Raw genomic sequence first — 25,916 nt, 5'->3', positions numbered from 1 at the left:
CGCCGGACCTTTTTATGGAGCTGTTACAGGCCCAGCAGGGAACTTGCGCCTTATAGGTACCTAAATGTTCAACTAGCTGTTTTTAAAAAAGAAATATTTTAACTTGACAGGGGTAAGATAGGATGTCTCTGAAACAGACCCTGTCACCCTGTTCAGCCAATCTCAACAGTTGTTCCTTTATGGGACTGAGCTTGCGATCAAGAATCTGTTCCAATTCAGCATTGGTTACAGTCCCTTTATGTGCATCTTCAGCCGCCTGCCCGGCTTCCGGGGCGGTACCCTCTGATTCAATGTCCTTTACAGATACCAGCGCCTCGGCCCGGTGGCCCATCCCTGCTTCAAGGACAAGGCGGTACTCTCCGTTTCCAGGTGGCTTATAGGAGAATTTACCCTTTTTGTCAGTCATTCCATGAAAGACCTCTTTGCCCCCGGAATCAAGGACCAGGATCTCAGAGTTCATAGCCTTGGTACCGCCTGAAAAATAGCCCTCAGCCAGAATCATCTTACCGTCATACCAGGCAAACAGGTTGACCCTGTGGGCATGGGCCTGGCTGCAAATCACAAACAGAATCAGGATAATGACTACGGAAACAAGCCCCAATCCCAAAAATCCGGGAGGCGTACTGTCCTTTATTACCTCAGGCTTTGTCCTTAAGAGAAAGGAGATTATCAATACAGAAAGTACGCCTTCAGCAATGGCAATCGGTATGTGGGCCACAAAAATGAGCTTGCTCACCGCGACAAACGACTCTCCGGATAATGCCAGAGAGCCTGCCACCATGGCTGCGCTCAGAACAATAGCGCCTGCTCCGGCAATGGCTGTCGCCACCATTGCAAGCAGACCAGAATTAATTTGCAAGACAGATCTTGCGAAAGCACCCATTATCACGGCAGGGACGGCCATGTTCATTGTGTTGACACCAAGGGTGGTAAGCCCGCCAAACTGAAAAAGCACGGCCTGGAAAAACAGGCCGATGAAGATCGCGGGAAAGGCGGTCCACCCCAACAGGATTCCCAGGATTCCGTTAAGTACCAGGTGGGCGCTGGAGGGACCTACGGGAATATGTACAAGGGATGCCACAAAAAACGCTGCGGTAAGCAGGGCTACCTTGGGTATTTCCTTCACATTCATACGGCGCAACCCGACAGCCAGGCCCAGTACTGTTCCGGCCCCCCCGGCCAAGAGCACAGGGGCCGCCAGGACCCCTTCTGAAATATGCATTTTTTACCTCATATCCCTTGTATATACCCATAAAACAGCACCCAGCTCAACAGGGACCTTTCTGCCCTCATGGTCCATTTTTTCGCTTGCTTCATTGAGTGCAGCAAATCCCCACCATCCCTCTCTCGGCATGGCATAGGAAAAGACGCCCTGGGAATCTGTGTGTACTACCTGCGTGATATACGGGGCTGCCGGGGCCTCAACTTTCTTGTCCCTGTTATAAAATTCTATCTCAATCTCACTGTTCGGCGCCGGCTTTCCATCCAGGAGGACCTGTCCGACAAAGAGATTACCTGTCCACAGGCCGTAGGGCCGGGTCAGAGGTATGATCTCGGTCTTCAGGCCAACCGGCCGGTCCCAGCCCTCCTCCAGTCCGAATGCATTTACGACTACTTTGGTGAAATGCTGGATATATGAGTCTTCCGCAGGCTCCCAATAGGGCTGGGGAATAAAATAAAATATATAGTCTCCGGGACGATTCAGACCAACAGTTCCGATCCAGGTTGTACACTCATCTATGGTCTGTTTTTTCAGGGTGTTCAGCAGGTCCTTATTCTGGCCTCTTATGAGCACTGAAAAACTCACGGGCTTTTCGAGTTCCATGAATCCCTGCTCAAAAGGGTGCATAAATTGGCACGAAAGGGTGATTTGGCGGGATTCATTACCTTCCACGATATCATCAGATGGCAACAATACCCCGAAATGGGCCGGGCAGATACCAGGAGCCAGCCAGATAAAGGCGACAACCAGAAAAAAATAAAGAGCGGTTTTCTTGAAAAAAGATTCCATTGGCAATACCCCCTTGGAAGAAGTGAATTGAAGTGAGTGTAAATGATATTATCTGGGTAGTCAATATCTAAAAAAAGTGGCACTATAAAAGGGGGAAATATTCTGAGGCAAACCGCTCCCGCGGCAGGGCACGGATGGCAACTTCCAGATTGGACTATGGATTCACTGAATTTTACTGGGAAGGTGAAGTGATCATTCTGCTGATAGAGGCCCCTGCCGAATCAGCAGGGTTGCTTATGGTGCCCGGGGCCGGAGTCGAACCGGCACGGTATATAATACCGAGGGATTTTAAGTCCCTTGTGTCTACCAATTTCACCACCCGGGCCTTTGTAGAGTTACTCCCGTATCATGGTGGCCCCACACTTGGGGCATTTTTGCTCAAAGCAAGGGATTCCAGTCCGGTGGGGAACCCGTTCACCACAGTTAGGGCAAATGCACTCTCCTCCAGGGCCTGCGGCAGAACCGCCAAATCTGCCACCTCGTCCCATGCCTCTACCTGTTCCAGGGCCTTGACCTCTAGGGCCTGTTCTATCTCCTCGCGGCATTTTATTTCCTCCTTATTTGTACGTAAATATTCGGTGAACCCGTTATATCCTGCCTTGAAGCGGTTACCTTTTTGCAGGGTTTCAAAGCTCACTCATCGCAGACCGAAAGAGGCAGTGCAATTTGGCCCGCTACCCAAAACCCTGCAAAAGCAAACCGCTCCTGTGGCCGAGGCACGGATGGCAACTTCCACAGTGGACTACGGGTTCACCGAATATTTACATTTGTATTCCTTTATGGCCGGGAAAAGACCTTTGTGGCTATTTCCCGACCTCGAGGGAATTTCCCCACAAACCATGGATATTGCAGTACGCCAAGGCATGGAAAGACTTAAAATCCCCGATCTGGTTAATCTGAAACCGGACATTAGGATTGCTATAGACAGGAGCCCAGCGGGCACGACCCAGACTGATCACCTGATCATTGTCTTTTTTCATTCCATAAAGCTCGATCCATGCAATGTGGTGTTCAACCGTGTTGGGGTGAGGCGTATCATGACCCACAATTACATGAATGATATCTTTTCTTGATTTATGTCCCTTGTCGATCTCAATGCAAGGTACATGTTTCTCATTTCCTTCATCCTTGCCCGCCTTTATGATTTCTGCGAAATTCATTTTATGCCCCCTCCATAATTTTCGCTACAATCCGGTTATAAGCTTTAGTTACTTCTGAATCCGGATATTTCTCCATATAGGATTCTCCAGTATCAGCGGACTGCACCATTTTGGGGTCCAACGGAATCCGGCCCAAGAAGGGAATATTCATAGCCAGAGCTGTTTTCGAACCGCCCCCGGAACCAAAAATATCAACAGGTTTGCCACAGTGGGGACACACAAAACCGCTCATGTTTTCTATCAACCCAAAGACTTGCATCTTAAGGGTCTTGCAGAAATTGATCGATTTTCTGACGTCGCCTAATGATAACTCCTGGGGCATGGTCACGATGATTGCCTTGGCATCTGGAATAGTCTTGGCGACAGTGAGTGGCTCATCGCCTGTCCCAGGCGGTGAATCGATAATGAGATAGTCCAACTTTCCCCAATGCACGTCGGAGATGAACTGCCGGATAACATGCAACTTCAAAGGCCCGCGCCAGATGACAGCCCGGTCTTTATCTTTGGTCATGCATTCGATGGAGACCACTTCCAGGTTGTCTGAATAAGCCTTGGGTACCATTCGCTTATCTGCGCTCACCTCAAGAAGCCCTTTAAGACCAAGCATCCTTGGAATGTCCGGACCATGGAGATCTATATCCATCAAGCCGACTTTTGCCCCTTTTTTTGAAAGGGCAATCGCCAAATTAACGGCAACGCTTGTCTTGCCAACGCCCCCCTTGCCGCTCATGACCAGAAACTTGTGTTTGATTAAAGACAGAGATTTTTTGATGACTTTATTCTGTTCGGCCATATCACGCCGAGATTCAGGGCGGTGGATCTTTTTTGTTTCAGTCATATGGAAACCCCTAGGCCGCAAGCTTTTAGCTTACTTGTCCTCGTTCTATCTCTTTGGCTTTTTACCCATGCCGCGGCCCATGCCGCCGCCTCCGCCCATGCCGCGTCCGCCGCCAGCTATTCCGCGACCTAGACCTCCAGTGGTTTGACCTGGATGTACCGTAACTCCGGGACCTTCGTCCGGTGATGAAATTGTCCCCTTTCTATATTGCACTACTGCTTCTCTCACTGTTCCGCTCACATTTGATATCACCTTGATTCCATCTGCCTGGAGGACTTCAAAGGCATTTGGTCCTACCTGGCCTGTCAGGACTGTCTGAGCACCTGATCCGGCCACAATGGTGGCTGCATTTATGCCGGCTCCACCTGCGGCATCTTGTGCAGCCGTGTTGTCGATTACCTTGACTATATTTCCTGACTCTGAGTCCACAATTACAAAATAATTAGCCCTACCGAAACTGGGATCTATCATGGAATCCAGGTCTTTTCCTGTTGCGCTGATCGCGAGTTTCATCTAAATCTCCTTTTTTATATTTCTCAGCCAAATTATCCTGATATCAACTGCAAAGTAGTCTCTATAACATTTTCAACTTAGGTACGGAGGGAAATCTTGTCAATAAATTTTGGTTCTTCGACGTTTAATGCGGATTTGAGGTAAATATCCGGTGAACCAGTGGTCTCACGTAACCGTTCACAGGAAGGGGATATTTCTTTTCACTTCACACTTCAGCCCCTTGTTTTCTTAAGGCTTTTGACATGGGGGAGTCTTGCCCCCTCTGCATTCGCCTTACGCTGCGCTTAAGGCGATGCAGTTTCCCCCACAGCAAAAGCCGGGAAAACTACGGGGGCTTCCGTTAAACTGTTCAAAGAAATATCCCCTTCCTGTGAACGGTTGCCATCCGCGCCCTGCCGCAGGAGCGGTTTGCCTTTTGCAGGGTTTCGATCGCGGGCCAAATTGCACTGCCTCTCCGGTCCGCGATGGGTGAGCTTTGAAGCCCGGAAAAAGGTAACCGCTCCAAGGCAGGATATAGCGGGTTCATAAAAATATTTTTACGATTTGAGTTATGTTCAAGGCCTTGGACATGTCACATACCGCCACCGCTATATTTCCAGGACATCCCCCTTTTTGCTTCAAAAAAGACCTGAAAGCAGTGATGGTTTCCTTGTCCTTCCCGGGTACCGCAAAAATGACCGATTCCCTGCCAACTTTGCCCTTAAACAAAATCCATGAGTTTTGCAAAAGGCTCTAACTTCCTACTATCTTTTCATAAGGCCAGGCAACTATTCCTCCGTCAAGAAACTTTATATTGTCTTCTTCAAAGCCTTGCCCTATTAACATCCTGGCCGCTTCATAGCCTCGCAACGAAAGCTTGCACAGACATACTATCTCTTTATCCATAGGAAGCTCCCCGGCCCGCTCCCTTACCTTCCCCAGGGGGATATGCACTACGTTGTCATAGGGCAGGCTCAAGACCTCTAATTCCTTTGGGGTGCGGACATCAAGGAGAATAAAGTCCTCCCCGGCATCGAGCTTGGCCTTTACCTCTGCCGGCGAATAGGCCCTGGCTACGGAATCCCGTTTGTTCTGTATAATATTCGCCGCCACGATGACATTGTCCATCGCTGGAGAGAAAGGAGGTGCGTAGGCCATATCGATCTCCGAGAGATCATCAATGGTGCCGGCCTTGGCAAGAAGCGCTGCAATAGTATCAACCCGGGAGAGCACCTCTCCATGACCAAGTATCTGTACTCCCAGCAAGCGCCCTGAGTATGCCTCTGCAATCAATTTCAGATGAATAAGCCCGCAGCCCTTCATATAGTGCGGGCGATCAGGCCCCGGGCTGAGAGTGGTAAGGACATTATAGCCGAGGTTGACTGCATCCCTTTCGGTCAGCCCTGTTCTGGCCACATTAAATCCCAGTATTCTGCATACACCTGTCCCGCATACCCCGGAGAAGGTGCTGTTCCATCCTGAAAGGTTATTGCCGATGATCCGGCCGTGCTTATTAGCAGTGGATCCCATGGGTGCATAGCAGGGCATGCCTGTGACGATATTACGGGACTCAATGCAATCGCCTCCGGCATAGATACTCGGATCGGAAGTACGTAGGTGAGAATCCACTTTTATTCCATATTTCCCAATTTCAAGCCCTGCTTTTTGGGCAAGCTCAATATTTGGCCTGAAACCGATTGCGAGAATCACAAGGTCTGCCTCGATAGCATTTTTTTCCGTCACCACCCTGGATACTCTGCCCTGGCCGTCGTCCTCAAACCTTGCCACCCCGTCGTTGCAATGAAGAAAAACACCCTTGGCCTGGAGATGCTTCATAAGAGGTATGGCCATCTCTTCATCCAACAGGGCAGGCAACACAAAGGGCAGCTTTTCAATCACATGGGTCTCAAAACCTGCTTTAAGCAGGGACTCAACACACTCCAGGCCTATCAATCCGGCCCCTACAATCACTGCCTTTTTTCTTTTTGAACCTTCTATGGCCTTCTTGATGGCCTGACCATCACCAAGGGTCTTGAGACAATGTATTCCATCCAGGTCTATTCCCGGCAGGGGGGGACGGACCGGTCTGCTTCCGGTGGCAATGACAAGGTTATCGTAAGGCAGGTCTTCTTCCTTTCCTTCAACCAGATCCCTTATTTTAACGACTTTACGATTCCTGTCGATCTCTACGGCCTCTGTATTGACCCTTGCCTCTACTCCCTTTACGGCCCTGAAAAAGTTCACATCCCTGGGAACTCCGACAGGAGTATTGATTAATTCCTTGATTTCCTTTACCTCGCCCTCAAGATAAAATGGAAGACCGCAGGCACCGTAAGAAATCTCTCCGCCCTTTTCCAAGAGTATAATTTCGCAGCCAGGATCCAGGCGTTTGGCTCGAGCTGCAGACTTGGGACCACAGGCCACACCCCCGATCACAACTATTCTCTTGCCCATCAGTAACCTCCTTTTTCAATAAATCACTTTTCAGGTAAAAAACATCACCTCGGAGTAAATATTCGGTAAACCCGCTATATTCTGTACATTTTGCCTTGAAGCGGTCATCTCTACAGTGGACCACGGGTTCACCGAATATTTACCATCACTGTCGTCAGAAAAGATCATACGCTCAAAAAAATCTATTGACAAGATACCAGCCCTGACATAATTTAATAAATTGTTATAGAGACTGGTTTGCAACTAATTTGGGAACAGCTTCCTTATAAGTAATAATAAGCAGGTTTTTGGTATGTAATCTCTTGAGGGAAAGTTGTGCCGCACATCTCATGTCTCCATTGAATAAAATCTGAAAGAGCAGTATAGAACAGCGGTCCCGATCCAGGTCCCGGGAGAGTACTCCCTGTATCTTATAAAAAATATACGCGGCGGCTAAAAAATGTACGCGGCGGCCAGGGAAATATTCTCAAAAAACCGGTTAAAGATGAGAAAGGAGAAATTCGTATGAAAATAGCGATCAGTGCAACAGGAAAAGACCTGTCTTCTGCAATAGACCCCAGGTTTGGAAGGGCCGGGTATTTCGTAATAGTTGATACGGAAACAGGAAACATTGTCAATGTTATCGATAACTTGGCAGCCCAGGGTGCCTTCCAGGGAGCAGGCATTAATGCCGCCACCCTTGTAGCCGAATCGGGTGCCCAGGCGGTCTTGACAGGGCAAGTAGGGCCAAAGGCCTTTGAGGTCCTTCATGCAAGTGGAATCAAGGTGATATCAAACGTAGACGGAACGGTCGGTGAAGCCATAGAACAATATAGAAAAGGGGAAATTCCATCACCTGACGAAGGCCCCGGTGTTGAGGTATTTTTCGGCAAAACCTATGGTATGCCGTTTGGCGGCCGCGGAATGGGCGGAGGATGCAGAGGCCGTGGGATAGCCGGAGGCGGCCGCGGAATGGGCGGAGGATGCAGAGGCCGTGGGATAGCCGGAGGCGGCCGCGGAATGGGCGGAGGATGCAGAGGCCGTGGGATAGCCGGAGGCGGCCGCGGAATGGGCGGAGGCATGGGCAAAGACAAAGACACAGAACGTTAAGCAGGCAGGGATAAGGAAATCGCTATGAAACTTGCAGTGGCAAGCGGCAAGGGTGGGACCGGAAAGACCACGGTCTCAGTGAGCCTGGCCCTGGCAGCCAAAGGGCCTGTCCAGCTCCTGGACTGCGATGTGGAGGAACCAAATGCCCATATCTTTTTGCGGCCTTCGATAGAACAGAAAAGGCGATGTACCCTCGTAGTACCAAAAGTAATTGAGAATAAATGTACATATTGCGGCAAGTGCCGTGACATATGCAGATTCAATGCCATTACGGTCTTCAAAGAGATCATAATGACCTTTCCGGAGCTCTGCCACTCCTGCCGGGGCTGCTTTCTGATCTGCCCTGAGGACGCTCTGGCTGAAACAGAACGGGAAGTCGGGTTTGTCGAAAAGGGCCATGCCAACGGAATATCTTTTGTGCAAGGCAGATTGAGGGTAGGTGAAGCCATGTCCCCTCCTCTCATAAAGGCGGTAAAGGCAGAGGCGCAAGACCCGTCCGAATGCCTGGTTATCCTGGATTCTCCGCCGGGCACATCGTGTCCGGTGATCGCCACCGTGAATGATGCAGACTATACACTGCTTGTTACCGAGCCAACGCCCTTCGGCCTTCATGACCTCAAGCTGGCAGTGGGAATGCTCAGAAAGCTTAAGCGTCCCTTTGGTGTGATCCTTAACCGCTCAGATATGGGGAATGAAGATGCTGAGACATGGTGCAGGCGGGAAGATATACCCGTACATCTGAAAATTCCGTTCGATCGCAGGATTGCCGAAGGTTACGCCAGGGGAGAGCCCCTTATCGCAGGCAGGCCGGACCTGCGCAACAGCTTCGAGTCCTTGCTGAAGGAGCTTGCGCAATGAAAGAGATCCTGATCTTGAGCGGCAAAGGTGGGACCGGAAAAACCACAATGGTTGGTTCTCTGGCAGCACTCGTGCCCAACAAAGTCCTGGCAGACTGTGACGTGGATGCTGCAGATCTGTACCTGCTGCTTGATCCAAAAATAAAAAAGGAAACAGAATTCTGGTCCGGCGTGACTGCAGAGGTAGATCCGTCATTATGTACGGCATGCGGGACCTGTGAAGAGCTCTGCCAGTTTGATGCCATAAAAACCATCGAATCAGCGGAGATTGATCCCTTATCCTGTGAAGGATGCGGAGTCTGTGCCGAGTTTTGCCCGGAAAAGGCCATAAACCTGAAGGACAATCTGTGCGGTTCGTGGTTTATTTCAGATACTGATTACGGGCCGATGGTCCATGCTCAACTTGGCATCGGGGAAGAAAATTCCGGAAAGCTGGTCAGCCTGGTGAAAAAAGAGGCCCGCGCCCTTGCCGAGAAAACGAATGCCGAATGGATATTGGTTGACGGGTCACCCGGTATCGGCTGTCCTGTGATAGCCTCTCTTGCTGGTGCAGACCTGATACTCGTGGTTACGGAGCCGACAACATCCGGACTCCATGACCTCAACCGCGTAGTAGACCTTGCGGGACACTTCAAGATACCTGCATGCGTATGCATAAATAAATGGGACCTGAACCGGGAAATCGCAGAAAAGATCCGTGAGACTTGTTTAGAGAGGCAGATTACCATGCTGGGGCTGATTCCATTCGATCCCGATGCAGTGTCCAGCGTGGTTGCTGGCAGACCACTGGTAGAAAACTCAGACGGGCCGGGTGCCATGGCTATCAGAGAGATCTGGAAAAAACTGGAAAAAGTTAACCTTGATAAGAGGACAAAGTAAAAGTGGATGATGCAAAATATCCGTTAATGGGATAAGTTAACCGCCGTCTTCGACAATGGACTCCGGATTTTGGCCGTTGGGGGTTTTTGTTCAGGCATTAATTACAAAAGGAGAATAGACGATTGAAGGAAAGACCGACAAACCCTGTTCTTGAGGAGCAGGACGAAAGAATTAAGGAAAGGCTGCGGAATATAAACCATAAGATAATGGTGATGAGCGGTAAGGGCGGTGTAGGGAAAAGTACTATATCCATAAATCTGGCAATAGGGCTTTCCCTTGAAAATTATTATGTTGGCCTCCTGGATGTGGATCTTCACGGACCTAACATTCCCAAAATGCTGGGTATTGAAAAGGGAGAGCTGCAGCAGCGGCCGGATGGCACGGTTGGCCCTGTTTACTACTCGCCCAACCTGAAGTTCATGTCTATAGAACCCCTTTTACCCCAAAAAGACTCTGCGGTCATATGGCGTGGACCCCTCAAGACATCTGCTATAAGGCAGTTTATTTACGAAATTGAGTGGGGAAAGCTCGACTATCTGGTAATTGACGCGCCGCCAGGGACGGGTGACGAGCCAATGACCGTGGCCCAGACCATACCCGACGCCTATGCAGTGGTGGTAACTACGCCCCAGGAGGTATCATTACTGGATGTCAGAAAATCCATAAACTTCTGTAAACAGGTCAAGATGCCGGTCTTAGGCATTGTAGAAAACATGAGCGGCATGATTTGTCCGCATTGCGGCAAGGCTATAGACATTTTCAAAAAAGGCGGGGGAGAGAAACTGGCTGAAGAGTTGGATATCCCCTTTCTCGGACGTATACCTGTTGATCCGAGAATCGTCACTACAGGGGATGCCGGACGGCCGATTATTGCCTCATATCCCAACAGCCATACGGCAGACGCCTTTCAAAAACTGGGAAGAAACGTAATCGATGCCACACAGACATTAGTTGAAGAGAATAAAGAAATGAAAAAAGAGGGATAAAACAGATGAAAATTGCAATACCGATTGAAAACGGAATGATGTGCAGCCATTTCGGCCATGCGTCCCAATTTGCCATAATAGATGTCGAAGATGGGAATATAGCCAAGACCCAGCTCCTTACACCTCCTCCCCACGAGCCGGGCTCACTGCCCCGCTGGCTTCACGAATTGGGTACAACACACATCATTTGCGGAGGAATCGGAGGAAGGGCTGTGGAGTTAATGGCGTCTGCCGGGATACAGGTCGTTGCAGGCGTGACCGGCACGGACCCGGCGCAGTTGATGGAGGACTTCCTGGCCAACCGCCTCAGGGGTATAGCAGGCCCTACATGCCAGGGACATGACGAGGAAGGCCATCAGTGTCGACATTAAAGAGCCGTTTACGGCCTGAAACTTGAAATTGGAAATGAGAAATTTGGGAAACAGTATTTCTTCAGTAAGGAGGGTGCTATGCCGATCTATGAATACCGATGCGAGGCCTGCGGAAATGTCAGCGAGATGTTGGTATTTTCCGGTCAGCCTGAGGTGAAGTGTCCGTCCTGCGGATCTAAAAATCTCACAAAATTGATATCCTCAAGCTCATCCTTTACCGGCTCTTACAGCTCAAGACTCCCGGGTCCAAATGATACGGCCTGCTGCGGCTTCAGGCCCGGAGATGCCCCGAACTGTTCAGGGCCCGGGTCCTGCTGCGGAAAGGTTTAGTGTATCGGGGTTCCCCTGGAAAAGAGCGTCCCGTTTCGGCTTTCAGCTCTTATGCAATACCTCAGATTGGGTTTTTTCAGCGGAATCATATCAATTATTTTGTCTTGACAGACCTAATGTAAAAAGTTAAAAACGCACTTCTCTTTGATACGGAAGCAGATATATAAAAATTCGGGGACTCGGGAACTGTAATCAAAGATTACCTTAAGGCAAATATCCGGTAAATCCGTTATATCCTGCCTTGAAGCGGTTGCCTTTTTCCGGGTTTCAAAGCTCACTTATTGCGGGCCGGAGAGGCAGTGCAATTTGGCCCGTGATCGAAACCCTGCAAAAGGCAAACCTAAATATTCGGTGAACCCTTTATATCCTGCTATATCCTGCCTTGAAGCGGTTGCCTTTTTCCGGGTTTCAAAGCTCACTTATTGCGGGCCGGAGAGGCAGTGCAATTTGGCCCGCGATCGAAACCCTGCAAAAGGCAAACCGCTCCTGCGGCAGGGCACGGATGGCAACCGTTCACGGGAAGGGGATATTTCTTTGAACAGTTTAACGGAAGCCCCCGTAGTTTTCTTGGCTTTTGCTGTGGGGGAAACCCCGGCTCCTGAGCGCAGCGAAGGAGAACGGGGAGGGGGCAAGACTCCCCCATGTCAAAAGCCTTAAGAAAACAAGGGGCTGAAGTGTTAAGTGAAAAGAAATATCCCCTGCCCGTGAACGCTCTACGCAGTGGATTTAAACTGATCACAGGGGAGCTTCTTTATGGAGACGATTTGCGTCAGCCCGCAAGTTTTCCTGGCTTTTGCTGTGGGGGAAACCCCGGCTCCTGAGCGCAGCGAAGGAGAACGGGGAGGGTCCCATGCTGCAAAGGCCTTAAGAAAACAAGGGCGGGAGCATTTGGAAGAAGAAGCACCCCTGTGACCGGTTACCAATGGACCACGGACGGGTTCACTGAGTATTTACATTAAAAGTCCTTTAATTATCAAGTATTAAATTTTATTTTTCGAGGCAATACAGGCAATGAATAGAGATCCGGCAAAAGTAAGAAATATTGGCATTAGTGCCCACATTGATGCCGGCAAGACCACTCTTACTGAAAGAATTCTTTTTTATACCCAGCGGATTCATGCCATCCACGACGTAAAAGGCAAGGATGGTGTGGGAGCTACCATGGATTTCATGGAGCTTGAAAAAGAACGGGGGATAACCATCACCTCTGCCGCCACTTACTGCGAGTGGAAGGGCTATGAGATAAACATTGTTGATACCCCAGGGCATGTAGACTTCACTATCGAAGTGGAAAGGGCCCTCAGGGTCCTGGACGGCGGGATACTGGTCCTTTGCTCTGTTGGAGGTGTACAGTCTCAGTCCATTACAGTTGACCGGCAGATGTCCAGGTACAAAATCCCATGCATTGCCTTTATAAACAAGTGTGACCGCAGCGGTGCCAACCCGTTCCGCGTTATAGATCAACTCCGGGAAAAGCTGGGCCACAATGCAGTTGCAATGCAGATACCCATAGGCCTTGAATCGGAGTTTCAGGGAGTTGTGGATCTCATATCCATGAAGGCCCTGTACTTTGATGGTACAAGCGGCGAGCGAATACGTTTGGAAGAGATACCTCAAGGGCTCCGTGCAAAGGCAGAGGCCTATAGGGAGACCCTTATTGACGCTGCTTCAATGTTCTCCGATGAACTTATGGAGGCCGCCCTTGAAGGTGAAGTCACGGCAGATCTTCTAAATGATGCGGTAAGAAAAGGGACTCTTGTTCGCGGGCTTACCCCTGTCTTCATTGGATCAGCCTATAAGAATAAAGGGGTCCAGCCTCTACTTGATGCAGTGACTCACTATCTCCCGCAACCGATGGATATTGAGAACTTTGCCCTGGATATGGAAAATGAGGAGGCCGAAGTAAGACTTGAGCCGGATCCTTCATTACCTCTCGTAGCCCTTGCATTTAAGCTGGAAGAGGGGCGTTACGGGCAGCTCACTTACATCAGGGTGTATCAGGGAACCCTCTCCAAGGGTGATACCATAGTTAACTCCAGGACCGGTCAAAAGGTCCGGGTTGGCAGGGTTGTGCGTATACATGCAGACCAGATGGAAGATATAGAGTCTATTCCCGCCGGCTATATCGGGGCACTCTTCGGCATTGACTGCGCATCCGGTGATACCTTCACCTCTCCTGAAATCAGATATAGCATGACCTCCATGCACATACCCGAACCTGTTATCTCACTGGCAATCGTCCCCACGGACAACAAGGCTCAGATCAATATGTCCAAGGCCCTTTCCAGGTTCACCAAGGAAGACCCGACATTCAGGGCATATGTTAACCATGAGACCGGAGATACCATCATCTCCGGCATGGGGGAGCTTCACCTGGAGGTATATGTTGAGCGAATGCGCAGGGAGTACGGCGCGGATGTTACCACGGGTATGCCCCAGGTAGCATACAGGGAGACTATTACACGACGGGCCGAGTTCAACTATACACATAAAAAACAGACGGGTGGTGCAGGCCAGTATGGACGGGTAGCCGGCTACATGGAGCCTGTTGACGACGAATTCGTCTTTGAAAACAGGATAGTCGGAGGTGCCATACCCACAGAGTTTATCTCTTCATGTGAAAAAGGTTTCAGAAAAGCCATGGAGAAAGGGGCATTGCTGGGCTTTCCTGTTACAGGAGTCAAGATCGTCATTAACGACGGTCAATCCCACCCTATGGACTCATCTGACATGGCTTTTCAGACAGCATCCCGCAAGGCCTTTCTGGACGGATACAGGAAAGCCAAACCTGTCATACTGGAACCTGTAATGAAAGTGGCGGTAGAGACCCCGACCGAATTTCAGGGATTTGTAATGGGATCACTCAACCAGCGAAGAGGGATGATCCTGGGTACACAGGATGAAGGAAACATAAGCGTAATAGAGGCAGAGGTCCCGCTCGCCGAGATGTTCGGCTACTCCACAATCCTGCGCTCAGGTACCCAGGGCAAGGCCCAGTTCACCATGGAATTTTGCACCTATCGTCAGGCACCCAAAAGCGTAACGGATGAATTGGTAAAAAGGGCTGCGGAAGGAAAGAAGAAGGCTGCTTAAGCCGTATTTGTACGCTGTTTTAAAGAGAAAGTATAAAGGTCCTTAATATGTCAAAAAACAATCAAAATACTGGAAATCCGCTTAGTTTTATCAAGGAAGATGCCGGCCACCTCCTCAGGGAAGGACAATTCGGCGCAATACTTGCCGGGGCCGGAGAGGGTAAGACTTCTTTCCTGATGCATCTGGCCCTGGACAACTTGCTCAGCGGGAAAAACGTACTTCACATATGTCTTGGACAACCGGTAAAAAAGGTATGTCTTTGGTATGAAGAAGTCCTTCACCGCATATCAGATCAATATGAGTTAAATAATACCAATGTGATGTGGGAGATGATCCTTCCCCACCGTTTTATTATGACCTTTAATGTTGAGGACTTCAGCGTAAAGCGGCTTGAAGAGCGTCTGAACGACCTCACTGAGCAGGGCGTATTCTTTCCACAAGCAGTCTTGTTAGACGGATTGCCATTCAATGAGACTGTGCGGGAATCATTGAGCGAACTAAAAGAAATGTCCAGGAAACACGGTTTCCGGGTATGGTTTACCGTAACGACTCACAGAGAAGACAAGGTCGAACAGCCTGACGACATCCCGTCCCCCATCAGTTATATGTCAAACCTTTTTGATGTTATAGTACAACTCAAACCTGTGGGACGTGAGATCAGTGTTCAAGTGATTAAGGGGCAAAAAGCGGACAAAGTCCCGCCTCTAATACTTGATCCAGCCACACAGCTTATCAAAAATCGTGAGCAATGATATCCTCCTTTCTGTAAAAGGGCTTGAAATTGAAATCCGGACCAATAAGGGGCCTGTGTTCCCTGTAAGGGACATCTCTTTTTCTGTAGGAAAAGGTGAGAGCGTCTGTCTTGTCGGCGAATCCGGTTGCGGAAAGAGCGTTACGGCCCTTTCCCTTCTGGGCCTCCTTCCCAGCCCTCCATTCAAGATCAGAAAAGGGGAAATAAAGTTTGAGCACACAGACCTCATTGGCCTTACCCCTGGTCAATTGTGCAGTATCAGGGGAAATGAAATAGCCATGATTTTTCAAGAGCCTATGACTGCCCTAAACCCGGTCTTCACTATTAGAGACCAGATTGCAGAGGCCATAACAACCCATCTCAAGGTCACAAAAAAGCGGGTTCGGAAGCGGGTTATTGAGCTTTTAACCCAGGTGGGAATGCCGGCACCGGAAGAAAGAATAGCAACTTACCCTCATCAGCTCTCGGGTGGACTGCGTCAAAGGGCTATGATAGCCATGTCCCTTGCGTGCCAACCGAAGCTTTTGATAGCGGATGAGCCCACTACTGCCCTGGATGTTACCATACAGGCCCAAATTCTTGAACTCCTGAACAGTCTCCGTGAACAGTATAATCTCAGCCTTCTTCTAATAACCCATAACCTTGGAGTAGTGGCCCAGATAGCCCACAGGGTAATCATAATGTATGCCGGGAAAATAATTGAAGAGGCCCTGGTAAGTGATCTTTTTGATAATCCCCTCCATCCATACACACAGGGTCTTCTTGATTCATTACCTTATAGCATTCCTGCAGACGTCAGGCGTCTCGCTTCCATTCCGGGGATTGTCCCTGCCTTGGATTCCATTCCTTCAGGGTGTGCCTTTCAGGACCGTTGTCCCAAGGCCATGGATATCTGTAAAAAGATTGAGCCTGAAAATTTCCGTCTGGAAAACGGCAGGCGCGTTTCCTGCCACTTATTCAAATAAATGGTATCAGTCGCCTCCACCAGGATACCCCTGGCTCTTTTTCTTTGTCTGCCCCGGCAGCGGAGATATCCTGGAATATCTTTTCCTTTTTCAGGATACGAGCGGCCTTCATTCCTGCCGGAGTGTCCGGATAAAGGTCTATGGCGGTCTCCAGACGGTTTTTGGCCTGTAGCACCTGGCCGGTACGCATATACCATCTGGCCACCAATACCTCATGCCGCGCCAGGCGGTTCTTTGCCTCTGCTATTCGCTTACGGGCCTCATAACTGTAAGGACTTTCCGGATATCTGTTAAGGAGCCGTCCATAGGTCTCAATGAGCTTGTGGGTGAAGGTCTGGTCACGATCAGGGGCTTCCATTAAATTATAATAGCAGGAACCCTCCTGAAAAATCACATATGGCACCGCTTCGTTGACAGGATGAAGCTTTTCAAATTCTTCGTAAAGGGAGATGGCTTCTTCATAATCGCCCATATAAAACTTGCAGTCTGCAAGACGCAGTTCCGCAAGCACGGCGTACGGGCTGAAGGGATAGCGGTCCCTGACTTTTTTAAATATTTCCTCTGCCAGGATATAGCGACCACTGACAAAATAGTCCATGGCCTTCTCGGACAGGTTAACCTCGCTCTCCGGTTCCGAGGGACCGACTGCGGAATGAAACCATGAGGACAGGCCCTTATCTTTACCGGCATCGATATCGCCGCCCTTGCCGGCACATCCGGCAAAAATGCCGATAATTAAAATACCTGAAAACAAAAGATATCTTGCCGATAATCCCTTGCTGCATACCGTCTGATGACGCAGTTTATTCATCCGGATCAGGACAATGCCTTACTAATAGCGGATTCTATAACAGCCTTCCCTACTGCACCGGTAATCTGCTCTACAACCTGCCCCTCCTTGAAAATAATTAAGGTGGGAATAGCCCTGATGCCATACCTGCCGGGAGTAACCGGACTCTTGTCCACGTCCATCTTGGCTACAATTAATTTTCCGTCGTATTCGCCGGCCAGTTCTTGAATGGTAGGTGCAATGGCCAGGCATGGTCCGCACCAGCCCGCCCAGAAATCAACCAGCACAGGCATATCAGCTTTCAGGACCTGGGATTCGAACTCTGCGTCTGTCACATGTATCAATTTGTCTTCGGACATAGTCTATTCATCTCCTGTTATCAATTAAAATAAAAAGACTGGACTTCGGCATTTCTCTGCCAGAAAACCCGTTCCATAACCGATATAAAACTATGGGATAATACGCGTGAATGTAGGCCAGGGCTGACTGGCTGTCAAGGGACTTCAGATATTGCCGCTACTGCCTCATCTATTCTTTTTACCGGAATGATATCCAGGCCACCCGAGAGCGTGAGACGGTCAGATCCGGCCCAGGGAATAATGCACCTCTTCAGCCCCAGACGTGCAGCCTCGTTGAGTCTCAGTTCCGCCCTGCCAACTGCCCTCACCTCTCCGGTGAGGCCAACTTCTCCAAATACGGCGGTGTCCAGATCCAGAGGGACCTCCTTCAGGCTTGAGACCATGGCCGTTATTACTGCGAGTTCGCTTGCAGGCTCTGATACCTTGAGCCCGCCCGCCACATTTATGAATATGTCCCGGTCATAAAGGGCCACGCCCAGATGCCTTTCCGCAACCGCAATGAGCAAGGCCAGACGATTACTGTCAATACCGGTTGATGTCCGCCTCGGCATCGCCAGGTGTGAAGGGCTCACAAGGGCCTGGATCTCCACCAGGATTGGGCGGGTACCCTCCATGCAGGGAACGACTATGGATCCGGGGACCGCTTTCGGCCTTTGGCCGAGGAAGATCTCAGAGGGATTGGGGACTTGCCTCAGACCGGCCTCAGTCATCTCAAAGACACCTATTTCATGAGTCGGACCGTAACGGTTTTTTACAGTCCTCAAAAGCCGGAAGGTGTGGCTGCGATCACCTTCAAAATACAATACAGTGTCCACCAGATGTTCAAGTACCCGCGGACCGGCTATGGCCCCTTCCTTTGTTACGTGGCCCACAAGTATTGTTGGGACGCCCTTGAGCCTGGCAAGCTGCATGAGCCGTGCGGCAGCCTCCCGGACCTGGGCTACGCTCCCAGGAGCCGAAGATATCTCGCTGCAGAACAGGGTCTGTATGGAATCCACGGCCAGGACGGAAGGATCCTGTTCCTCCACAATGTCAATAATCCGATCGAGTTCCGACTCACACGCAACCCATAGGCCTTCCGGGATCTTTTGCAACCGCTCAGACCTCATTCTGATCTGAGACAGGGATTCCTCCCCACTGACATATAAGACCTTTTTTTGATCAAAGGCCAGGCGGCAGAGTATCTGCAGGAGCAATGTAGATTTACCTATACCCGGCTCTCCGGCCAACAGCACCAGACTGCCGGGTACCAGCCCTCCGCCGAGCACCCTGTCCATTTCTTTCATTCCTATAAAGATTCTGGTCTCATCAACATCTGCAGACACTTCCGGCAAGGGTATAGGAGCAGATTGACTCACGGAATAAATGCATCGGCCTTTTCTAACAAGGCTGTCCGCGGTTTCTTCCACCAGTGTATGCCATTCTCCGCACCCGGGACAACGGCCGAGCCACTTGGCCGAGGTCTGGCCGCATGACTGGCACACATAGACTGTTTTGCCGTCCTTATCTCTGCTCAAGGCCCATATACCTCTTGATCCATGGCCCCCTTGGGGGGAGTTAATGGTAATTTAATCCTGACAATAATGCCACCGCCTTCCCGGTCCCTGAAACTTATCTCACCGCCCATAGCCTGTAACAAGCGGTATACTATGGCAAGCCCCAGCCCGGTACCCTTTGTCTTGGTAGTGACAAAAGGCTCAAAGATACGATTTCTCATGTCTAAAGGCAATCCGGGGCCGTTGTCCTCTACCGTAAGCATAAGAAACTCACCGCTGCACTTCACACTGAACCAGACCTCGCCTTCCTTGATTTCACTCGCTGCATCAATGGCATTTTGTACCAGATTAAGAACTACCTGCATCAATTTTTCCCTGTCAAGTCGCAGCTCCAGTCTTTCACATGACATGTGAAACTTCACCTTACCTTTTAAGGGACCAATACTCCTTTTAATATCCTGGCAGAACCTCTCCGTATCAAGCTCTTTCATATTGAGCTTAATGGGCCTTGCATAAGCAAGGAGGTCAGCAGTCAAACTCTCAAGCCTCCTGGACTCTTCCACAATGACGGAAAAATCCGCCTTTACATCAGGATCTGTTGCACCCTCCAGGTAAAACTGGGCAAAGCCCTTTATACTGCTCAATGGATTTCGTATCTCGTGGGCCAGGACCGCAGCCATCTCACCCAGGGCGGCCATTCGTTCCTGTTTACGCAGTCTGGCCTCCAGACGATAGTTCCTGCGCCATGCCCATAAAAAAAAGGACGTCAGGATCCACAAGGTGATAAGGGAAAATCCAATTAAAGCGAGCTGAAAATTGGCCCTTCTGAGAATCCTGCGTGCCGGATATGGATGGAGAGAAACTCTCAGGCAATAGGTCCCGGTGCTGTCAACAGGCTCAATTTCTTCCGGCGCGCGGGACTGTTCATGATCAATATTATTCTCGTTGCCATTACCGGCCTGTTCGAGGTGAAGGTGCAGGGGAAAGTCCAGGACAAATACCTCTTCTCCGGTTGCAAGGACAGAAAATCGGGTCTCCGGCTGTTTTTGCGAGATCACTCTTTCTACATCAGGATCCATCCGGCTTCTTCCCACCAATAGAGGATTGGAATGGAGCAATACAGTACCGTCCCGATCATAAAGGGCCAGAAAGGCAAGGTCATCCCATCTGTCAGTAGTCACAAGTTCGGGGAAAAGCTCGTTCCTGAGACCTATCCTTTCCAAGGTAAAGCCCAGACTCACAGCTATGTCCAATGCCCGGTTCTCAAGCAGATTCTCCGATCCCTCTATGGATATCCGGTAAGTACCCACAGCGCTGATTAAGGCAACTACGGAAAAGAGCAGCAATATTATGAATGCAGACACCAGATAAACCTTGGAAAAAGTGCTCTTGGGCTGCTTGCGGTTAAAATATGAGTTCATAAAAATGAGATCATCCTATCAGAATTAAATTGTGGTAGAAAATAAAAAAGATTTGTACCATTAATTCAAACATTCAACACTTTAAAATTGTCTCCCAAAATTTGGAGGCCTTGATTGAGGAATATCATGAACAGACATCTGCTTGCAGCTACGGACGGCTCGCCAACCGCCCACAAATCACTGAAATACATAGCCGGGATATATCAAGATGTCCCGGATGTTGATGTTACACTCATAAGTGTGGCAGAACCTCTGCCGTCTTTCCTGACTACCGGAAGCAGGAGTTTCCAGGTCGAGAAGAGCCGTCTCAAGCGTCTGGATGATATGAACAAGCAGAGGCAGCAGGAGTGTATTGACATACTGGAAAGGGGCAGGGCCTTGCTGGAGCGCAACCAATTTCCGGCTGATCACATTCACACAAAACCGGTCGTACAAAGCAGAGGCGCTGTGCATGACATACTCAGCGAAGCCAAACGCGGTAAATATGACGCACTGGTTGTTGGCCGGCGCGGGTTTGGACGTCTTGTTTCATATTTTATAGGCAGTGTCTCCTATGGGCTGGTTCAGCATCTCAAGGATATTGCCATCTGGATAATCGATGACCCTCTTCCATCAAGGCACGTGTTGATTGCGGTCGATGCCTGCGAATCCTGCCTGCGGGTAGTTGACCACGCAAGCTTTGCATTAGCCGGAATAAAAGATATAAAGGTGACTTTATTTAACGTTATTCCAAAATTCCGGCCTTTTATGTCCAGAGAGATCTCCGCCACCTTTGAAGACATTGAAACAATGATAGCCTCTTACTCTGAAAAACATATAAAAGATCTGCTTTCCGAGGTACATAATATATTCAGAGATGCCGGCTTCAGTCCGAAATCCGTGGAGATAAAGATCAAAAAGGGAAGCACGGGAATAGCACGAGACATATTTACAGAATACGAAAGAGGAGGATATGGAACACTGGTCGCCGGCCGCAGGGGAATCGGGGGATGGGAGGCGATTTTCCCGGGCAGCGTATCCAACGGGCTGTTACACACTCATACAAAGGGAGCGCTCTGGATCGTTTCATAAGGGCGATTTCGCCGATGTCTCCCGATTCTTTCCCTGATTCCTTTTCCTTGATTTGGAATTCAAATTCGTCACGTTATGACCGACGGTATCTCTCTGCCGGTGCGGTCCCTGATCTGTGCAATACTATCCGCAATAGAAATGAGCTCTGAAAGGGCTTCCTGTGTATCCCGGCCTTGTCTTTCAGGATCCATTTCGTATCTTTCCAGATATACCCTGAGTGTAGCACCTTCTGTCCCGGTGCCGGACAGACGAAACACTATACGTGAACCTCCTCTGAAGATGATCCTTATCCCCTGGCCGGTACTCAAGCTTCCATCTATGGGGTCCACATAGCTGAAGTCATCGGCGGCCTCAACTTCATGGCTTCCAAAACGTTTTCCCGTAAGACCGGGAAGACTGTCCCTCAAATGATCCATAAGGCCATCTGCGGAACCGGTGTCAAGACCTTCATAATCGTGACGGGAGTAAAAGTTTCTGCCGAACCTCCTCCAGTGTTCCTGCACAATCCTTTCAACCGGCTCCTTTCTGACAGCCAGGAGATTAAGCCAGAAAAGCACTGCCCAAAGCCCATCTTTTTCCCTCATGTGGTCCGAGCCTGTCCCAAAACTCTCTTCACCGCAAAGCGTTACCTTGCCGGCATCGAGTAAATTGCCAAAGAACTTCCATCCTGTAGGTATTTCATAGCATCGGATTCCCAGGGCTTCAGCCACCCTGTCCGCTGCCATACTTGTAGGCATGGATCTCGCAATACCTGTCAGTCTTTCTGAATAACCCGGGACGAGACCGGCATTGGCCGCAAGGACAGCCAGACTATCACTTGGCGTCACAAAAAAGCGCCTTCCCAGGATCATATTGCGGTCCCCGTCCCCGTCCGAGGCAGCTCCAAAATCAGGAGCATCCTCAGAGTTCATGATCCCAACAAGTTCCCGGGCATATTTCAGGTTAGGATCCGGATGGATCCCGCCAAAGTCAGGCAGAGGATCAGCGTTGATCACAGTGCCCCGGGATGCACCGAGGCGTCTTTCCAAAATGGCCCTGGCATAAGGACCGGTGACGGCATTCATGCCGTCGTACACCATAGTAAACTCTTCGGAGCTTAAGAGCCTTCTCATCCGGTCAAAATCAAAGAGCCGCTCCATGAGTTCCACATAATCAGCGACAGGGTCAAATACCTCTATAACCATATCCCCTATATGGCTCTCACCTAAATGGTTCAGATCCGCATCAGGGGCATCAAAAATATGATAAGTATCGATTTCAAGGCTGCGCTTATAGATGGACTCCGTGACGTGCTCCGGGGAAGGGCCCCCGTTTTCGACATTGTATTTTACTCCGAAATCTCCCTCAGGACCTCCTGGATTGTGGCTTGCGGAGAGGATGATGCCGCCCGGCAAGCCGTGCTTCCTGATTACGCAGGATGCCGCCGGCGTGGACAGGATCCCCTTCAGTCCCACCATGGTGCGGCCTATCCCATTGGCGGCGGCCATCTTGATAATGACTTGAAGGGCCTCTTTGTTATAGAAGCGGCCATCTCCTCCAAGGACGATGGTCTTATCCTTTATGTCACCCATTATATCAAAGACGGACTGGACAAAATTCTCCAGATAATGGGGCTGTTGAAACGTGATTAACTTCTTGCGAAGGCCTGAGGTGCCTGGCCTCTGGTCTTTAAAGGGTCTTGTGGACACCTTTTTAATACTCATCCTGAGATTCCTCCTTTTTTACGGATAGATCTGACAGCTATCCGGAAGACATCAAATCACAAAAAACACGGTTTCGCAAAAAACAAAAAATCCTGCATTGTACTAATAGGGCAATTCATGATAGACTCCATTTTATAACAATACGGCATCCAAGCTCTTTTACCAACTTGCGGGAGAGAAAGTTATTGTTCGGATGCGGATTTGTTGATAAATTGTGGATACAGTCCAGGTTCATATCAATTCAGAACAATGGATTAAGGGAGGACCAAAATGGATCCGAAAAATTTGAGTACCGCGGAATTGCGCCGGCTTATACCTTCCGGTCCGCAATGGCGCTCGGCAGTTGTATTGATTGGGGCACTGTTCCTGTTTATTATTCTTTGGAACCTGTGGTTTACAGTCGAACCGGAAGAGGTTGGGGTGATCTTTCGCTTTGGCCGCTATGTACGGGAAGCACCTCCGGGTCTCAACTTCAAGTTGCCCGATCCTGTGGAAAGCGTTATCAAAGTTCCGGTGCAGCGCCAGCTAAAGGAGGAGTTCGGTTTTCGTACTCAACTGGCCGGTGTCCAGACACGCTATACTACAGGCAACTTCCAAAGTGAGTCCCTCATGCTTACAGGCGACCTGAATGTTGCTGTGGTGGAGTGGTCTTCCCAGTACCGCATCAATGATCCATACAAGTATCTGGTCAAGGTCAGAGATATGAGGACCACCTTTCGGGATATGAACGAGGCAATTATGAGAGAGGTTGTAGGGGACAGGACAGTGAATGACATCCTTACCGTAGGGAGGCAGGAAGTAGCCGACGAGGTAAAGATACGCCTTCAGGCACTGTGTAAACAGTATGAGACAGGAATCACTGTAGATCAGGTCGTCCTCCAGAATGTCAACCCGCCTGATCCGGTAAAACCATCGTTTAACGAAGTAAACCAGGCCCAGCAGGAGCGGGAGAAGATGATCAACCAGGCGAAGTCGGAATATAACCGGGTCATTCCGAAAGCCAGAGGACAGGCGCTTCAGGCCATACAGCAGGCCGAAGGGTATGCTAAGGACAGAATAAATCGCGCCAAGGGAGACGCCAGGTTCTTCGAGTTGATTCTGGAGGCTTACAAGAGGGCGCCCGAAGTTACCAAGAGGAGGATATATCTTGAGACAATCGATAAAATATATCCAAAGATCAAACACAAGGTAATTGTAGATGACAAGGTGAAAGGCGTCCTTCCTCTTCTTTCGCTGGACAGTGAGGTGAAGCCATGAAATATGTATCTACTATCGCAATAATAGCCATAATTATCGCCATATCTGTGGTTGGGGGCATGTTTTTTATAGTGAACGAGACTCAACAGGCTATTGTCACACAGTTCGGAAAGCCTGTGGGAAAACCCATAACCACGCCCGGCCTGCACATGAAGCTGCCCTTTATTCAAGATACCAACTATTTCGACAAACGCTTCCTGGCCTGGGACGGCGACCCAAACCAGATCCCGACAAAGGACAAGAGGTTTATCTGGGTGGATACATACGCACGTTGGCGCATAGCTGATCCGCTCCTGTTCTTCCAGCGACTCAGGGACGAGCGCAGGGCCCAGTCCAGATTGGACGACATCCTGGACGGTGAGACACGAAATGCCATAGCAAAGCACGTGCTCATAGAGCTGGTAAGAAGCACGAGCCCGGAAGACAACGAGACCAAAGAAGACATAGGATCATTAAAGCATATTCAATTCGGCAGAGAAAAGCTGGAGCAGGAGGTATTGAAGGCCGCATCTTCCCGTGTTGCTGATCTCGGGATAGAGATCCTGGATTTCAAATTCAAACGAATCAACTATGTTGAAGCGGTGAGGAAAGAGGTTTATGCCAGGATGATCTCCGAGAGAAAGCGCATTGCCGAGGAGTATCGTTCCGAAGGTGCCGGAGAGGCCGCAAGGATTTCCGGAGAAAAGGATCGCGAACTCAAAACCATTACCTCTGAGGCCTATCGCAAGACCCAGGAAATCAGAGGCAAGGCCAATTCACAGGCAGCGGATATCTACGCAACCGCCTATAACAAGGATCCTGAATTCTACCGGTTCACCAGGACCATGGAAAGCTTCACAAAGATCCTGGACGACAATACGACATTGGTAATGTCTACAGATGGAGACTTGCTGAAGTACCTGAATAGGGTCAGGTAGTTAACTTTTTGACATTTAATTTCATATTTGCCAATAAATCACAGTAAGTTAAAAACAGTATCATATCAGCGCCCCGGGAGGGATATTTTGTTCATGAAAAATGATACAGACTCTTGTATATGGAAAATGATCAGGTGTGCCAATATCATAATTGCTTTTTTCGCCATAGTCCTTGAACCAGTATTTTTCTCGATCTTGATTCCCTTTCCTCTATTATACGCCAGTGAAATATCCGCTGATGATGAGCCTTATTACATCGGCAACAGGAAATGCCGGCTCTGTCATTTCGAATATTTTAAGGAATGGGAAAAGGATCCCCACGCCAATTCCTTTACCCGCTTAGGCAGGATGAAAAACAATCCTTATTGTCTGAAGTGTCATACGACCGGCTATGGTGAACCACAGGGCTTTGTGAGTGAAAAGATTACACCCGGACTGAGAGGAGTCCAATGCGAGGCCTGTCACGGTCCTGGCAGCAAACATAAAGATAACCCCGAGGATAAGAGTCTGTCCCGCAAATATTAGTTGCAAAATGAGGCCGAATTCGGTAAAATATTATATAATTTCAACATGATAATTGCTTTTTGAGGGCCTCATGAACTACAATTTCAGAAGCTATAATCCGG

At 49.5% G+C, this 25,916-nt stretch carries 27 protein-coding genes and 1 tRNA gene; 14 read left to right on the top strand and 14 right to left on the bottom strand.

Features of this window, described 5'->3' with window-relative positions; translation table 11 throughout:
* Positions 1-82 precede the first annotated feature (82 nt).
* The 9 genes from C4B57_04285 to C4B57_04245 form a co-directional block, all read right to left on the bottom strand.
* Positions 83-1,222, bottom strand: coding sequence for a hypothetical protein (locus tag C4B57_04285; protein ID PXF55142.1), 1,140 nt, complete (start codon positions 1,220-1,222; stop codon positions 83-85).
* 3 nt (positions 1,223-1,225) lie between these two features.
* Positions 1,226-2,011 carry a DUF4198 domain-containing protein gene (locus C4B57_04280; GenBank protein PXF55141.1) on the bottom strand — a complete coding sequence of 262 codons (786 nt, stop codon included), beginning with the start codon at positions 2,009-2,011 and terminating at the stop codon, positions 1,226-1,228.
* Positions 2,012-2,248: 237 nt separating this feature from the next.
* Positions 2,249-2,336: transfer RNA gene (locus tag C4B57_04275), tRNA-Leu, on the bottom strand.
* Between the two features lie 10 nt (positions 2,337-2,346).
* Positions 2,347-2,556, bottom strand: a complete 210-nt coding sequence (locus C4B57_04270) for a hypothetical protein (GenBank protein ID PXF55140.1) — start codon at positions 2,554-2,556, stop codon at positions 2,347-2,349.
* Positions 2,557-2,814: 258 nt separating this feature from the next.
* Positions 2,815-3,171 carry a desulfoferrodoxin gene (locus C4B57_04265; GenBank protein PXF55139.1) on the bottom strand — a complete coding sequence of 119 codons (357 nt, stop codon included), beginning with the start codon at positions 3,169-3,171 and terminating at the stop codon, positions 2,815-2,817.
* Between the two features lies 1 nt (position 3,172).
* The gene (locus tag C4B57_04260; GenBank protein ID PXF55209.1) at positions 3,173-3,964 is read right to left on the bottom strand and encodes an ATP-binding protein; all 792 of its coding nucleotides are present in this window, start codon (positions 3,962-3,964) and stop codon (positions 3,173-3,175) included.
* A gap of 90 nt (positions 3,965-4,054) precedes the next feature.
* Positions 4,055-4,522 carry a dinitrogenase iron-molybdenum cofactor biosynthesis protein gene (locus C4B57_04255; GenBank protein ID PXF55138.1) on the bottom strand — a complete coding sequence of 156 codons (468 nt, stop codon included), beginning with the start codon at positions 4,520-4,522 and terminating at the stop codon, positions 4,055-4,057.
* A 522-nt stretch (positions 4,523-5,044) separates the two neighbouring features.
* Positions 5,045-5,230 carry a hypothetical protein gene (locus C4B57_04250; protein ID PXF55137.1) on the bottom strand — a complete coding sequence of 62 codons (186 nt, stop codon included), beginning with the start codon at positions 5,228-5,230 and terminating at the stop codon, positions 5,045-5,047.
* Positions 5,231-5,254: 24 nt separating this feature from the next.
* Entirely contained in the window at positions 5,255-6,955 is a 1,701-nt protein-coding gene (locus tag C4B57_04245) for a pyridine nucleotide-disulfide oxidoreductase (protein ID PXF55136.1), read from the bottom strand.
* 504 nt (positions 6,956-7,459) lie between these two features.
* Between C4B57_04245 and C4B57_04240 the strand changes: the two genes are divergently transcribed.
* From C4B57_04240 to C4B57_04195, 10 genes are all read left to right on the top strand, one after another.
* Positions 7,460-8,044: a dinitrogenase iron-molybdenum cofactor biosynthesis protein gene (locus tag C4B57_04240; GenBank protein PXF55135.1), complete on the top strand. Its 585-nt coding sequence runs from the start codon at positions 7,460-7,462 to the stop codon at positions 8,042-8,044.
* A gap of 24 nt (positions 8,045-8,068) precedes the next feature.
* Positions 8,069-8,902 carry a (4Fe-4S)-binding protein gene (locus C4B57_04235; GenBank protein PXF55134.1) on the top strand — a complete coding sequence of 278 codons (834 nt, stop codon included), beginning with the start codon at positions 8,069-8,071 and terminating at the stop codon, positions 8,900-8,902.
* Entirely contained in the window at positions 8,899-9,780 is an 882-nt protein-coding gene (locus C4B57_04230; protein PXF55133.1) for a (4Fe-4S)-binding protein, read from the top strand. Before C4B57_04235 ends, C4B57_04230 begins: the two co-directional genes overlap by 4 nt.
* 206 nt (positions 9,781-9,986) lie before the next feature.
* On the top strand, positions 9,987-10,766 hold the full coding sequence (locus tag C4B57_04225; GenBank protein ID PXF55208.1) for an ATP-binding protein: 780 nt from the start codon (positions 9,987-9,989) through the stop codon (positions 10,764-10,766).
* A 5-nt stretch (positions 10,767-10,771) separates the two neighbouring features.
* A complete protein-coding gene (locus C4B57_04220; GenBank protein ID PXF55132.1) occupies positions 10,772-11,137 on the top strand; it encodes a hypothetical protein in 366 nt (121 codons plus the stop codon).
* 78 nt (positions 11,138-11,215) lie between these two features.
* Positions 11,216-11,467 (top strand): FmdB family transcriptional regulator, encoded by a 252-nt coding sequence (locus C4B57_04215; protein PXF55131.1) that lies wholly within the window; start codon positions 11,216-11,218, stop codon positions 11,465-11,467.
* 306 nt (positions 11,468-11,773) lie between these two features.
* Entirely contained in the window at positions 11,774-12,124 is a 351-nt protein-coding gene (locus C4B57_04210) for a hypothetical protein (GenBank protein PXF55130.1), read from the top strand.
* Positions 12,125-12,478: 354 nt separating this feature from the next.
* Positions 12,479-14,560 (top strand): elongation factor G, encoded by a 2,082-nt coding sequence (locus C4B57_04205; protein PXF55129.1) that lies wholly within the window; start codon positions 12,479-12,481, stop codon positions 14,558-14,560.
* A 47-nt stretch (positions 14,561-14,607) separates the two neighbouring features.
* Positions 14,608-15,312, top strand: coding sequence for a cytoplasmic protein (locus tag C4B57_04200; protein PXF55128.1), 705 nt, complete (start codon positions 14,608-14,610; stop codon positions 15,310-15,312).
* A 1-nt stretch (position 15,313) separates the two neighbouring features.
* Positions 15,314-16,276 (top strand): peptide ABC transporter ATP-binding protein, encoded by a 963-nt coding sequence (locus tag C4B57_04195; protein ID PXF55207.1) that lies wholly within the window; start codon positions 15,314-15,316, stop codon positions 16,274-16,276.
* Here the strand turns inward: C4B57_04195 and C4B57_04190 are convergent.
* From C4B57_04190 to C4B57_04175, 4 genes are all read right to left on the bottom strand, one after another.
* On the bottom strand, positions 16,269-17,087 hold the full coding sequence (locus C4B57_04190) for a hypothetical protein (GenBank protein PXF55127.1): 819 nt from the start codon (positions 17,085-17,087) through the stop codon (positions 16,269-16,271). The two genes, C4B57_04195 and C4B57_04190, sit on opposite strands and share 8 nt — an antisense overlap.
* 5 nt (positions 17,088-17,092) lie before the next feature.
* Positions 17,093-17,425 carry a thioredoxin gene (trxA, locus tag C4B57_04185; protein PXF55126.1) on the bottom strand — a complete coding sequence of 111 codons (333 nt, stop codon included), beginning with the start codon at positions 17,423-17,425 and terminating at the stop codon, positions 17,093-17,095.
* A gap of 134 nt (positions 17,426-17,559) precedes the next feature.
* Positions 17,560-18,942 (bottom strand): DNA repair protein RadA, encoded by a 1,383-nt coding sequence (locus C4B57_04180; GenBank protein ID PXF55125.1) that lies wholly within the window; start codon positions 18,940-18,942, stop codon positions 17,560-17,562.
* Positions 18,939-20,342: a hypothetical protein gene (locus C4B57_04175; GenBank protein ID PXF55124.1), complete on the bottom strand. Its 1,404-nt coding sequence runs from the start codon at positions 20,340-20,342 to the stop codon at positions 18,939-18,941. The genes C4B57_04180 and C4B57_04175 overlap by 4 nt, the downstream gene beginning before the upstream one ends.
* 126 nt (positions 20,343-20,468) lie before the next feature.
* Here C4B57_04175 and C4B57_04170 point away from each other — a divergent pair, with 126 nt between their 5' ends.
* Entirely contained in the window at positions 20,469-21,413 is a 945-nt protein-coding gene (locus C4B57_04170) for a hypothetical protein (GenBank protein ID PXF55123.1), read from the top strand.
* Between the two features lie 68 nt (positions 21,414-21,481).
* Here the strand turns inward: C4B57_04170 and C4B57_04165 are convergent, their stop codons facing one another.
* Entirely contained in the window at positions 21,482-23,116 is a 1,635-nt protein-coding gene (locus tag C4B57_04165) for an alpha-D-glucose phosphate-specific phosphoglucomutase (protein PXF55122.1), read from the bottom strand.
* A 270-nt stretch (positions 23,117-23,386) separates the two neighbouring features.
* Here C4B57_04165 and hflK point away from each other — a divergent pair, with 270 nt between their 5' ends.
* The 3 genes from hflK (at position 23,387) to C4B57_04150 (ending at position 25,815) form a co-directional block, all read left to right on the top strand.
* Positions 23,387-24,373, top strand: a complete 987-nt coding sequence (gene hflK, locus C4B57_04160) for an FtsH protease activity modulator HflK (GenBank protein ID PXF55121.1) — start codon at positions 23,387-23,389, stop codon at positions 24,371-24,373.
* On the top strand, positions 24,370-25,290 hold the full coding sequence (hflC, locus tag C4B57_04155) for a protease modulator HflC (GenBank protein PXF55120.1): 921 nt from the start codon (positions 24,370-24,372) through the stop codon (positions 25,288-25,290). The genes hflK and hflC overlap by 4 nt, the downstream gene beginning before the upstream one ends.
* Positions 25,291-25,416: 126 nt before the next feature.
* Positions 25,417-25,815 (top strand): hypothetical protein, encoded by a 399-nt coding sequence (locus tag C4B57_04150; GenBank protein ID PXF55206.1) that lies wholly within the window; start codon positions 25,417-25,419, stop codon positions 25,813-25,815.
* The last annotated feature ends 101 nt before the right edge of the window (positions 25,816-25,916 follow it).

It is taken from the genome of Deltaproteobacteria bacterium (assembly GCA_003194485.1).
Lineage (GTDB): Bacteria > Desulfobacterota > Dissulfuribacteria > Dissulfuribacterales > UBA3076 > UBA3076.
This window is presented reverse-complemented; position numbering and strand designations above follow the sequence as displayed.